This window comes from Candidatus Acidiferrales bacterium (assembly GCA_035515795.1).
GTDB lineage: Bacteria > Bacteroidota > Ignavibacteria > Kryptoniales > JAKASW01 > JAKASW01.
On sequence record DATJAY010000005.1, the window covers coordinates 106077 to 119327 of the forward strand.

At 47.1% G+C, this 13251-nt stretch carries 11 protein-coding genes; 6 read left to right on the plus strand and 5 right to left on the minus strand.

Translation table 11 applies throughout. The annotated features are described in order from the left end of the window. The 5 genes from VLX91_04255 to VLX91_04275 all read left to right on the plus strand — a co-directional run bounded on the left by VLX91_04255 (position 1) and on the right by VLX91_04275 (position 5158). Entirely contained in the window at positions 1-1410 is a 1410-nt protein-coding gene (locus VLX91_04255; GenBank protein ID HUI29408.1) for a 6-phosphofructokinase, read from the plus strand. A 36-nt stretch (positions 1411-1446) separates the two neighbouring features. Then, on the plus strand, positions 1447-1995 hold the full coding sequence (locus VLX91_04260; protein HUI29409.1) for a hypothetical protein: 549 nt from the start codon (positions 1447-1449) through the stop codon (positions 1993-1995). 147 nt (positions 1996-2142) lie between these two features. Beyond that, positions 2143-3273: a helix-turn-helix domain-containing protein gene (locus VLX91_04265; protein ID HUI29410.1), complete on the plus strand. Its 1131-nt coding sequence runs from the start codon at positions 2143-2145 to the stop codon at positions 3271-3273. A gap of 189 nt (positions 3274-3462) precedes the next feature. Then, entirely contained in the window at positions 3463-4431 is a 969-nt protein-coding gene (locus VLX91_04270; GenBank protein HUI29411.1) for an alpha/beta hydrolase, read from the plus strand. A 34-nt stretch (positions 4432-4465) separates the two neighbouring features. Beyond that, positions 4466-5158 (plus strand): hypothetical protein, encoded by a 693-nt coding sequence (locus VLX91_04275; protein HUI29412.1) that lies wholly within the window; start codon positions 4466-4468, stop codon positions 5156-5158. Between the two features lie 143 nt (positions 5159-5301). Here the strand turns inward: VLX91_04275 and VLX91_04280 are convergent, their stop codons facing one another. The 5 genes from VLX91_04280 to VLX91_04300 form a co-directional block, all read right to left on the minus strand. Then, positions 5302-6405, minus strand: coding sequence for an ROK family protein (locus VLX91_04280; protein ID HUI29413.1), 1104 nt, complete (start codon positions 6403-6405; stop codon positions 5302-5304). 51 nt (positions 6406-6456) lie between these two features. Then, on the minus strand, positions 6457-7872 hold the full coding sequence (locus VLX91_04285; protein HUI29414.1) for a sugar MFS transporter: 1416 nt from the start codon (positions 7870-7872) through the stop codon (positions 6457-6459). A 75-nt stretch (positions 7873-7947) separates the two neighbouring features. Next, positions 7948-9276 (minus strand): sugar porter family MFS transporter, encoded by a 1329-nt coding sequence (locus VLX91_04290; protein HUI29415.1) that lies wholly within the window; start codon positions 9274-9276, stop codon positions 7948-7950. Positions 9277-9403: 127 nt separating this feature from the next. Next, positions 9404-10450 (minus strand): UDP-glucose--hexose-1-phosphate uridylyltransferase, encoded by a 1047-nt coding sequence (locus tag VLX91_04295; GenBank protein HUI29416.1) that lies wholly within the window; start codon positions 10448-10450, stop codon positions 9404-9406. 67 nt (positions 10451-10517) lie between these two features. Then, positions 10518-11702 (minus strand): galactokinase, encoded by a 1185-nt coding sequence (locus VLX91_04300; GenBank protein HUI29417.1) that lies wholly within the window; start codon positions 11700-11702, stop codon positions 10518-10520. Between the two features lie 364 nt (positions 11703-12066). On the opposite strand from VLX91_04300, the gene VLX91_04305 reads away from it, so the two are divergent. Next, positions 12067-13119, plus strand: coding sequence for a LacI family DNA-binding transcriptional regulator (locus VLX91_04305; GenBank protein ID HUI29418.1), 1053 nt, complete (start codon positions 12067-12069; stop codon positions 13117-13119). The last annotated feature ends 132 nt before the right edge of the window (positions 13120-13251 follow it).

A 13251-nucleotide genomic window follows, 5' to 3' on the forward strand; every position in this document is an offset into this window, starting at 1 on the left:
ATGAGCTCGACTCAATTCTTTCCTTCTGAAGAAATGATCTTGAAAGAACGGCTGAAGAACTGCAGAGAGTTATGCGATGACCCGCAGCTGATCGGAGATCCGGGTTTCAAAAATCCAATAGCCGAATCGCGTATCGGTCGATATGTAACAGGTAAAAGAATTTGTGCGACCGGAGATATCGATATCATTAAGGCTTATTTAGATGTGAATCGGAACCTGCCGAGTTTTCCTGCAGCGGGCCCGCGGGAGCACCTGTTCTTTGACCCCGCCGAAGTGAGAGTTGGAATCGTGACTGCCGGCGGAATCGCACCGGGACTTAACACCGTGATTCATTCGATTGTGAATATGCACTCGACCGTTTACGGAACGCGGGAGAAGGCGGTCGGTTTCCTCGGCGGATTCCGCGGTATTGAACAGCAGCATACCGTTGAGTTGGAGCCGATGAAGACAATCGAATGGCTTCAAAAAGGGGGAACGGGGATCTACACGGGCCGCGACAAAGCAGATGTGAAAGCAATCGTGACGAGTATCGTGCAATTGGATATCAATATCCTTTATGTAATCGGCGGAGATGGATCGTTGAGCATGGCCCATGCAATCGCGAAAGAAATCGAGGCGAGGAGGCTTAAGATTGTGGTGGCAGGGATCCCTAAGACGATGGACAATGACGTGATGTGGATTTCCCACTCATTCGGATTCGATACGGCGGTCGAAGAGGCGGCTCGCATCGTAAACGCGATCCATGATGAGGCAAAGTCTACGAGAAGAATTTGTCTCCTGCCGCTTTTCGGAAGGGAAGCAGGCTTCGTCGCAGCCCATGCAGCGCTCGCATGCGGGCATGTCGACGCAATCCTTGTTCCCGAAGTGGAATTCAAACTCGAGCCGCTTCTCGAATATGTGGATAAACTTGTCAAGCGGAAGGGGCACGCGCTTATTGTTTTGGCAGAGGGTGCGTGCCCGTGGGGTTATGCCGAGAAGGACATTGAGAGAGAACTAAGAGGACGTGGACTCGATCCGGCGGATAGAACTAACCCGCATGTCAGCGATGCGCTGCGTTCGTGGCGCCTGAACGTGATCCTCGACAGATTCAGGGAATACTTCGGAAAGTTGTGGGGAGATGAACATCAGGTTTTTGTAGAAGAACCGCGATACCTTATCCGCGCGATTCCTGCGAACTCGGTCGACCAGATTTACTGCCAGCGGCTTGCTGACCTTGCCGTCCACAATGCGCTTGCCGGTTATACCGATTTCATGATAAGCCAGTGGCTCGATGAGTATGTGTTGGTTCCGTTGAAGCTGGTCGCAGAAGAGAAGGGTCCGGACGGGAGGCGGCTCACAAAAAAAATTCATCCGGGGAGTGTCTTCTGGGCAACAGTCATAAACAGCACAGACCAGCCGTCGTTCGCGTGACAGCACTCTTCACGTTTGAAGATAAGAGAGCCCTGCATGTTCAATGACGCAAGAAGCAAGAAAATAGTCGTTACCGCTCACTGTTTGTTGAATCAGAATTCAATATCAGATGGCACCGCAGACATGCCGAGCCAGTTCGACACCATCGTAAACCTGCTCATCACTAACAAAGTCGGAATAATTCAATTGCCATGTCCAGAATTCCTATGTTTGGGATTGGCACGAAGAGATGAAGGTGGCGCAAATAGAGAGCTGCTGGCCGAAAATACCAGGATAAGAGCTTTAATGCGCGAAGAAAGGAATAAAGAGATATTAATAAAAAAGGCACAAGAAATAGCAGAACAATTACGGGACTACCAAAAGTATCATTTCAAAATTCTTGGTCTGATCGGAATAAATAGATCTCCTAGCTGTGGAGTAGATACGACTACCTTGGATGGGCGAGAGATGGAGGGACACGGAGTTTTCATGGAAATACTCGAAGGGGAATTATCGCGGAAGAAAATCCGATTGAACATGGTAGGGGTAAAAACGAATCGGGAAGAAGAGTCCATAGAAAAAGTGAGAAATCTGCTTGAAGAATGAAGGAGAGATTGCTCCTGATTTTTTACAAAAATTCAGTCCCACGTTTCAAACCAGAATTCGTGGGTGTTGCCTAATCCTATATTGGCATTTTAGGATTAAAGATTATTCTCAACAAAGTTTTTCAGTCGTCAAATTTGAACTAAAAGAATGATATTCATAACGGGGACAGCAATAGCTTTTTTCCTGGAGCTCCTGCTTCTGAGTAAGAGAGGCAAAGCTAAATCGGATATCATTCTTGCTCTCTGGATTTTTTTTATAGGGCTGCATCTGTTTTTGTTTTACTTGCAATATGCCGGTCTTTACAGCAAATTCCCCATGACTATCGGGCTGTTGTTTCCGCTTCCTTTAGTACATGGTCCTTTCCTGTACTTGTACGTCTCAACGCTAACCGGCCAACAGCCCAGGAGGAAAATTCTCCTGCTCATCCATTTTATTCCTCCTCTGTTCATGTACCTGTACTTGCTTCCCTTTTTCTTTTTGCCGGCCAGTGAAAAGATTGCGGTCGTGAGATCAGGCGGAGGCGGACACGAGGTATTCAGTGCCATAAATCTGGCTTTGATTATCGTTTCCGGCATTACTTATGTCACATGGTCTCAGATTATCCTGTACAGGCATAGGAAAAACATTGAAGAACAATTTTCGAATATTGAAAAGATTAACCTGAACTGGTTGCGATACCTTGTCGGAGGTATGGCTATTATCTGGTTTGTTATCTTATGCGTCAGCCTGATTTTCTCGGAATTTTTGAAAACGAATGGTCTCGATGCCGATGCGCTTATCTACACTACCGTGGTACTGTTCGTCTGCTTCTTGGGTTTCTTTGGATTGAAACAGACCAATGTCTTCATTGCTTCAATAAGCCTGGTGCCGCAAATTCAGGAAGCCCAACCTTTTGTGCATACAGAAAAATATGCTAAGTCGGGATTAAAAGATGCAGATGCCGAACGGTTGCATAAAAATCTAAATGAATATATGAAGGTTGGAAAGCCTTACCTCGACAGTGATTTGTCATCATCAAAGCTGGCAGAACAATTCGACGTTCATCCTAATTATCTCTCTCAGGTTATCAACGAAAGGGAGCGGAAGAATTTTTATGATTTTGTGAATACTTACCGCATCGAGGAATTCAAGCGAACGATATCTGATTCCCAGAAAAAGAACTTAACCATATTAGCGCTGGCCCTGGAATGCGGTTTTAAATCCAAATCTGCTTTCAATAAGTGTTTCAAAAAAATGACAGGGCAAACTCCTTCCGAATATATAAAGCAGATAAAGTAGATTATCTGCGAGTTACTTTACTGCTTTCTTGGAACGCCTCCTGTTTCCTCACCCAAACTACTTATGTCAATACCCTCATAAGCTTCTCCTTGCAAGACGGTGCTTCTATTTGGTGCAGCCTTGCAAGCAAAGTCGATTAGCTCTCCTCGCCTTTGTATTTTTTTAAGCGAAAATTAAAAAGGAGAAATCATGAGAAGATATTATTTCTTTCCTATCGTAATAGTATTAGCACTTGCAATAATGGGAGGTTGCGAACCCTTCGATCCGATGGAACCGGGCAACCTAGTTCCGAAGACCGTCGATGAAGACAGCACTTTGCCTTTCATCGAGGTAAACGGGACGAAACTCCATGTAGAAACCTTCGGCAATCCCTCAGATCCTATTATTATCATCCTTCATGGCGGCCCCGGAAACGATTATCGTTATATGCTCAACTGCAGAAAGTTTACGGATGACGGCTTCTTCGTTGTGTTCTTCGATCAGCGCGGCGCAGGTCTTTCAAGACGCCATAGTTCGGATGTTTTTACCGGGAAAACGTATCTGGAAGATTTGCGTCAGGTCATCGATCATTATCGCCGCTCACCAGATCAAAAGGTCTATCTCATGGGACATTCATGGGGTGCCATGTACGCCACAATGTATATCAATGCTTATCCCGCTGAAATTGCAGGAGCAATATTATCTGAACCAGGAGGTTTTACTTATGACGATATGTATGGATATGTTAGCAGAGTTTCTTCAGGAGTGAATGTTTTTTCAGAGAACACAAATGATGTATTGTGGCAGGATCAGTTTCTTACAGGGAAAGGCCACGAAATGCTCGATTACAAATACATGCTCTCGACTGTCGGCGAGAGCAGCGCAACAGGCGACACGGCTAATGTGCCGATTTGGAGACTTGGAAAAGTATGTTGTCAGGCCATGATGGAAAACAACAAAAGTTTTGACTGGACAACAAACTTACATTCATTCAACATCAAGGTTTTGTTTTTCTACAGCGAGAGAAACAAAGCCTATGGAGACGAATACGCCAGGAAAGTGTCATCGGCCTATCCGAATGTCGAATTGGTGAAAATCAATGGTGTTGGGCATGAGTTGACGTATTTCGCCTTTGATACCTATTACCAGCATTGCCTTACTTATCTGCGGAATTTATAAAAACCACTTAAATAGCATTGAGAGTCTAAAAGTCATGAAAATAATATTGTTCTCATTAATCATTACGACAGCAATCTTTCAGAAATCTTACTCGCAACAATACAACTGGCATGAATTATCGGGCAAAACAAATCACGTCGTTTCGTTGAGCTATGGATTGGACTACGGCATGACAACTTGTCTTGGATACGGTTATAGTTCGTCTGTGGCAGGTCTTCCTTTGGTACTTGCAGTGGATTACAGTTTCCCGTCCGGAAATAAACTATTTGATGATTTCAAAGTGCATACGGGTTTCCATATATGCAGTCCAACGTTCGACAATTTTAGAGCAATCGGCAAATTATGTGCAGACTTCAGGCGTTTGGAGTCCGACTACACGCGCCAATTCAATTTTGGAAGCGATGCAAGTCTCGTTGCAGGCTATTTCCCATCGTCTTTTTTTGTTGCGGCGGAATTCGGATTCGATAAAGCGATCGTTTCATATATCAAACATAAGGAAATGTATTTGGAAATTTATCCAGAGGCGAAAAGCGGCTGGTACATTCCGATGGGCGGGAATTATTATTATGGTTTACAAACAGGTTACTCGTTCGGAAGGCTGAGTTTTATCCTGCGTGTCGGCCAAACCAAAGCCGAGACTAATTTTGATGAGAACTTCTTGCCTTATTACCTAACTCTGGGTGTCAATTTCAGAATAGGTGAAGAGCGATGGAACGCAGGTGAATAGGAAAATTGTCGAAAGTAGAACGGGAATATTTCTCAATCGCTAAACTGCATAGGCCGGGAGCTGTCGTCTCTGCGGTTGCTTTGAGCATTTGGTATAAATTAAAGGACATGAATAATGAGAGCCGCTGCAGGAGAAGGCAGTAGTTATTTGTCCAATGAACTTAGCGCGAACGCGTAAGCTCCAATTGAAATTGCCCTACTGGTTCCGATCTTCGATATCCCCACGCCCGTTCTCATTTCTGCGTCATACTTTATTTTCTTGCTCGTTCCATAAACCTCAATTTCTTTTGCAACGCCTTTCAAAAATTTTTCAAGTTCGGCATCATCTTCCAGGTTATAAGCGTTTTGGACCAGTCTTCGAAATGGTTTCCCTTCCGAACCGACAAAACTGCTGTTCATCTCCTTGACAACATATGGCAGGAAAATCTCTGACGCGCCTGCAAGTCCTCCGCCGATGACTGCGATTCCATCGATCAGAGTGAGCGCGCTCGAAATCGCATCGCCGACGGCCTCTCCCATTTCCTGGAACGATCTGAATCCTGCTTGCTTGTCGCCAATCTTATTCCCAATGCAAATCTCAAAAATATCCTTCGGTTCGGGAGCATCTTCGAATCTGATTCCCGCCTCGCGTGCGTAGACTCTTCTAACTCCGCGGATGCTCGCGTGCTCTTCGATGTTTGCCCTCGGACTCAGCTTGTCTCTCAGCAGCCAGATCTCGGCAGCATTGGAATTATCTCCTATAATGAGCATCCCATCATGGACTATTCCCGCCCCGAAGCCGGTTCCGAGTGTTAATCCCAGCAGGCTCTTATATCTCTTCGGATTTCCTGCTTCAGCTAGAAGACCGTTAATGTAAGGCAAGTAACCTGCATTAGCCTCACCGTAAGCAAACAAGTTACCGTCATTATTGATGAACACCGGAAGTCCGAATTTCTCTTGAAGCATCGGACCCAGGGCAACATCGCCTCTGAAAGCCGGAAGGTTCGGAAGTGCACCGATGATTCCCTTCGGATAGTCTGCCGGGCCGGGAAAAGCGAAGCTTATCGCAACCGGTTTATCCTTGAGCTTACTTTTTATCTGAGAGAATCCATCGACAATATTCGACAGGCATTTATCCAGGTCGTCTGCATCTGATGGCACTGCGATTTCTTCCACGGTTTGGTCGTTTCCTCGGATCGCAGCGAACACGAGGTTTGTCCCACCTGCGTCAAGTGTCATGACGGTCCTTTTGTCGGAGTCAAAATTCATTGATCGCACCTGCCGCCGATTCGTTCTGTCCGTTTGACACCCGACTTCATGTCAAGCGGTCTCGGAAAGTCTGCTGCGGCCAACACTGTGTCCTCTGAGACCATAAAACCCGACGTATGCATACGCGATCAGCGGGACGATGTAAGAAATCTGGAGTCCACCTAGATCGGCGATGTGACCTTGTAGCGGAGGCAGAATTGCGCCGCCGAGAATTGCGGCGACAAGTAACGACGAAACCTGACTCTTATATATACCGGTTCCTTCAAGGGCGAGAGAAAATGTGTTCGACCAACCAATCGAAGTGAACAATCCGACGCCTACTACGCACCACATCGCGATTTTACCTCCTGCCGCGATAGCCGTGAATAATAACAGAACTATAGCTGCCATAAAAATCGTCAGCGTGCGTGCGGCATTCGCTTTTCCGAATTGAAAAAGGAGCCAGCAAGCTGCGAGGAGCGGAAGATAATTCTGTACCATTTGCCACCCGCTGATGAAACCCAAAACAATGAATGCGGCGATCGGAATGCCGGCGAGGAGTACGCGCTTGTTCCTCTGTTTCATTTCGCCGAGCTCAACCGCCCCCATGAATCTGCCGATCAGCATCCCGCCCCAGAACAGAGATACGAACCTGCTTGCTTCTACCGGTGATAAGCCGGCGATGCTTTTCTGTCCGAGAAAGTTGATTATGGAGCTGCCGATTGAAACTTCACCTCCGACGTACATGAAAATCGCGATTACACCGAGGATCACGTGAGGGAACTTTAGTGCTCGCGCACCGCGCTCGATTTTTCCTTCGCCGACGTGTGGTAAATGTACGAAGAAGAAGATAACAGCGAGAATCAGAAATACGATGCAAAATGCGAGATATGGAACTCTGACAGACTCTGCTCCATTAACACCCGCTCTGTTGAAGTATTCGAAGATCAGGTAGCCGCCGATCAAGGGTCCCAAAGTGGTTCCCACGGAGTTGAAGCCTTGAGCGAGGTTCAATCGGCTCGAAGCTGTTCTTTCCGGACCGAGTATAGTGACGTAAGGATTCGCGGCGATCTGCAGCATTGCGAAACCAAGTCCGACAATGAAGAGAGCTATCAGAAACAGCGGGTATGAAATTGCCCCCGCGGCAGGCCAGAACAACGAGCTTCCGACCGCCGAAATCAGCAGGCTGATGACAACTGCATTCTTATACCCGATCTTTGCGATCGGATCTCCGGTCGTCGAGGAAATCAGGAAGTAAAGGAGTGAGCCGATAAAATAAGCGCCGAAAAAGGCGAATTGTACCAGCATCGCCTGGAAATAATTCAGCGTAAAAGCTTCTTTGAACCGTGGTATTAGGATATCGTTCCACGCGGTCATGAAACCCCACATGAAGAAAAGTGTGGTCATGATTGCAAAAGGGCCGCGATATGTCGGTGTCCTGCGAAAGTTTTCGCGCGAGACCGTGTTTTCGCCTTGTGCGTTCGTCATCGGTAGACTCCAATCAGATTAGTTCATAGCATGATCTTACATTGGCTGAGAAGAAATATCTCCTGTCGCGCTATCTCATGCACCAGCGACGACAATTTTCTCGAGCTCCTCCAGCGATTTCCCTTTTGTCTCGGGCATGATCTTCCATACGAAGAAGAAGAATGGAATCATCATGATCGCGAAGAACATAAACACGTTTCCCCCGCCGAAATTTGTGAGTGCCATGGGAAAAACCAGCCCGATGACCGCGTTCATGATCCAATGTGTAAATGAACCAAGCGCCTGGCCCTTCGATCTAACCTTGTTCGGGAATATTTCCGCCAGGAAAACCCAGATGACTGCTCCTTGTGAGAATGCAAAAAATGCTATAAAGCCGATAATAAATGCTACGACTCCGGTGGCACCGAAAAGCGTCTCATCATAATAGTGAAGTGCGGCGCCGCCGAGCGAGAGAAACATTCCTACGGCTCCCACCAGGAGCAAGCTCTTTCGCCCGAATCTGTCGATAAAAAACATGGCTACTATGGTGAACGCCATGTTGGTGACACCGACGGCGACGGCCTGGAGCATCGCAGCGTTTGTGCTTGCGCCCGCCTTCTCAAATATCATGGGGGCATAATACATTATTACGTTTATTCCGGACAACTGGTTGAATATCGCAAGCAGCACGGCGCATGTGATTGCGAATCTATACTTCTTCTGGAAAAGGCTCGTTGTCTTCCGGCCGGATTCGTCTTTTAAAGAGTTGACGATGTCATTTAGTTCGGATGCCGCGTTGAGTGCTCCGACTTTCCGGAGGACTGATCTTGCTTTTTCAACATGATTTTTCTTGACTAGCCATCGTGGACTCTCCGGCACTAAGAAGAGGAGAACGAAAAATATTGCGGCGGGTACCGCCATCACGCCGAACATCCAGCGCCAGTTGTCTGAGCCGGTACTGACAAGTAGATAGTTCGAGAAAAATGCGACGAGAATCCCGAACACTATGTTGAATTGGGCAATCGCAACCAGCCTTCCTCTCAATCGACCGGGGGAAATTTCGGCGATATACATCGGCGCCATTACGGAGGCAGCTCCAATTGCCAGACCTCCGACAAATCTTGAGACAAGGAGCGTCCACCATGCGGTCGACAACGCACAACCGATGGCAGAGACGAAGTACATCGCTCCGCAGATGAAAAGCATGATGCGCCTCCCGAAGGTATCCCCGGGTTTGCCGACTGAAATCGCTCCGACAACTGTGCCCCACAAGGCGACCGACACCGTAATCCCGAGAGTTGCATCGGAGAGGCTAAAATATTGCGATATGAATTTTGTCGTTCCCGAAATTACTGCCGTATCGAAGCCAAACAGGAAGCTCCCCAAAGCCGACACAACTGTGGCAAACAAGAGGTTTCTGTTCATCGCATCACCGGATGATTGAAGGATTTGGAATGAAGTTCCTCATAGTGCCACAATATGAGAACGTTAAACTTTATTTTAAAGAGAGAAAATAGGGAATGAACGAGGCCGTCGGTGAAGCACCGGAGAATTAGCGATTCTCTCGGTTCTCGTAATGCACTTCCGACATCTCGCGGAGCCTTTCGGCAGCCGCTTCGGCAGTAATGTCACGCTGCGGATTCGCGAGCATCTCATAGCCGACCATGAACTTCTTTACGGAAGCCGACCTTAGAAGCGGAGGATAAAAATGCATATGAAGATGCCATTCCGGATGATTCACGGCATCAGTGGGCGATTGATGTATTCCTGAGGAATAAGGAAATGACGTCTCGAATAGATTGTCGTACCGAACGGTAATTTTTTTCAGCGCCGATGCAAAATCTTCATTGTCATCTCCGTTAAACTCAGCTAGACTAGCTTGATGTTTCTTCGGTGCGATTAGAACTTCGAATGGCCACACAGCCCAGAAAGGAACGACAGCAACGAACCGGTCGGTTTCAAAAACGACCCTGTCCTTTTGCTCCAACTCCAATGCAATATAATCACAAATAATACATCGGCCGGTCCGTCTTCGAAATTCCTCAAAGTTTCTCGATTCTTTCGAAGGTTCAACCGGGATTGAGCTCTCGGCCCAAATCTGGCAGTGCGGATGCGGATTGCTGCACCCCATCAGCTCACCTTTGTTTTCAAATATCTGGACATAGTTGACATCATCAAGCTTTCCGAGACTAATATATTCCGACCTCCACACCTCAACAACGCCGGCAATCTGTCGTTCATCCATTTCGGCCAGGGTTAGGTGATGGCGAGGAGAAAAGCAAACGACGCGACAGATTCCGCTTTCACTTTCAGCTTGTATCAACCCGTCGACATTGATCTTTGTCGTCTCGTGACTGAGTGCGCTGAAATCATTGTCAAACACGAAAGTATTTTGATAATCGGGATTTTTCTCTCCGTTTGCCCGTTCATTGCCGGGGCATAGATAACATCCCGGATCGTATGTGGGAAGAACGGTTGCGGATACCCTTTCTACTTTTCCGAGCCATGGCCGCTTGAGTCGTCCGGGAGAAACGAGTATCCATTCTCCGGTCAGGATGTTTCTTCTTCTGTGAGTCTTGGATTGTAGATTCCGATCCATGCTGTCGCTACATGTTGATTAAGCCTTGCCGAAAAAAAATTCAAGGAGACAGTTACAGGCGTTTCGTTCACCTCGAGACAACATCGGCCCCGGAGACAAGTTTACATTCGTAGAACTCTGGCTCTTTTCCCGTTTTCCTCTGATACTCTCTTTTTACACCTACTCTGAAATCCTGTAGAGAATCTTTTTCGATCAAATTGATTGTGCACCCGCCGAACCCGGCACCCATCATTCTTGCTCCGAGTACACCGTCGATCTGGGATGCCGTGTCGACAAGCAAATCAAGCTCATTGCAGCTGACACTATATTTATTCCGAAGGCCGTCATGGGATGCGTAGAGCAGATCACCCAATTTTTCGTACTCTTTCATTTCGAGGGCTTTGCTGGCAGATCTTACCCTGTCATTTTCTTCAAGCACATAACGGCACCTGTCGTAGACGACCGGTTCGAGCTCGTGTCTGCAGTTCTCCAATAGATCGATACTCACATCGCGCAATCTAGAAACCGGATGACCGACGGATGCAATTTTCCTTACGCCGGACTCGCACTGGCGACGACGAAGATTATATTCCGAATTCGCAAGGTCGTGCTTAATGCCGGTGTCACAAAGGACGAGACTTAGATTTTTCATGTCAAATGGGATGTACCTGTAATCCAGTGAACGGCAGTCGAGCTGGAATACCGAGTCCTCTTTCGCGATGAGATTTGCAAATTGATCCATGATGCCGCACATTACGCCGACAAATTGGTGCTCTGATTCCTGTGCCATTGCGGCGAGCTGGACACGTTCGATTCCCAGTTCAAAAATTTCATTTAGCGCAAATGCAAGCCCTGCTTCGATGGCAGCGGAAGACGATAGCCCTGCGCCAATTGGAATATCTCCTCCGAATAAACAATCAAACCCGTGCAGTGCATATCCATTCTTCTGCAATTGATCCACGACGCCGATAAGATAATTTGCCCAGCGCTTTGAGGATTTTTCAGGTGCGTTCACATCAAATTCGCAGCTGTCTTGAATGTCGCTTGCATACAATCTGCATCTCGAGTCTTTCCTTCTTGAGATGACGAAATTTATGGAGCGATTTATTGCCGCGGGAAGGACAAGCCCGTCATTGTAGTCGGTGTGTTCGCCGATGAGATTTATTCTTCCTGGCGAGCGAACGACGATTACTTCGTCCTTCTTTCCGTAAGAGCCGAAGAACTTTTCTCTGACAGCCCGGAAGAGATCGTTGGAAGCACTCAACGTTTCCATCAGAATTCCTTAAAACACTCTTCTTTTGTTGAAGTCACAGCGTCATTCATGTTTAGATTTCCGAATTCCTTTATGACGTAAAAAAACAGCACGGTTTCGCGCGGTTCTCAAAAAGATGTCGAATTTGAACGATTCGACGCTTATGTTAGCGCTAACAAAATTTAATTGCTTTTCGTGTAAATATCAAGTGGCTATCAGTCTTTCTATTGTAATCATTGGGCGGGGTGCATAAATTCAATGAGGGTTGTCTCAGCATTGTCAAGAGAGGCCATCGTTGGAAAAATTGGCGCAACTTGTCTCAAAATCTTATAAGAATATGTCTTATGTTCGATCCTCGCATCATAAGAAGTGATGAATAAGAATAATGCCTCCAAAAATAAGAACGCGAAGCTCATCCAAGCATGTAACAGTTGAGGCGATCGCCTTACGTCTTGGAATATCTGCAATGACGGTTTCAAGGGCGCTCAATGGTCGGCCTAATGTCAGCAAGGAAACCAAAGAGCGAGTCCTGGCCGCTGCAAAGAAATATGGCTACGTCCCCAATCACATAGCACGGAGCCTCGCCACCAAGAAGACAGATACAATCGGCGTCGTTGTACCGGAGATCACTCACTCTTTTTTTCCGGAAGTCATACGCGGAATTGAAGATGCCGCATACGCAGCGGGCTACCATCTTATCCTGGCCCACTCTGCAGAAGACTATAACAGGGAGCTTGATGCGATGAATACCCTGAAGTCAAAGAGAGTGGATGGCATGTTGATTTCCATTGCACAAACGGTCACGGATCATTCTGCATACGGAGAGACCATAGGCCGCGGAATCCCCATCGTGTTCTTCGATCGAGTTGCCCGTGATATCGGCGCGAGCAGCGTAAGTATCGACGATGAAAATTGTTGTACCATGATAACTGAGCATTTGATTGATCATGGTTATAAATCCATTGCTCATCTGAGTGGTCCAACTACAGTATCGATAGGGAAAGAAAGGCTCGCTGGATTCAGGAAGGCATTGAAACACCACGACTTGAGATTTAGACCGGAGCTTGTCGTTCAGTCCGGTTTTCATGAGAACGGCGGATATGCCGCGATGGAGAAAATTCTGCAATTACCGCCGGCTGAAAGGCCGGACGCGGTAGTCGCGGTTAACGATCCGGCGGCATTCGGGGCAATGAAGGCCATGATGGAACACGGACTCAGAATTCCTGAGGACATTGCAATCGTCGGGATGTCGGATGACGTTAGAGCAGAACTTGCTTCAACTCCACTGACTACTATGAGACAGCCGGCATATGAGATTGGAAAGACGGCGGCGGCAACTCTCATATCTGAAATTGAGGGAAAATCAAAACCGGGGAAGAGAATAACTGTCGACACTGAACTGATCGTGAGAAAATCCTGCGGTTGCGGAATTAACTAATACTTTTCGAGATAAGACGACAACAAGAAACCTCACATCCGAAGAAGATGTTCAAGTCGTCATTCAACTATTGCTATAGGCAGGGATAACCCAGATGTCCATGGCCGCCAAGTTGGATTCCGCGGGGAAGCG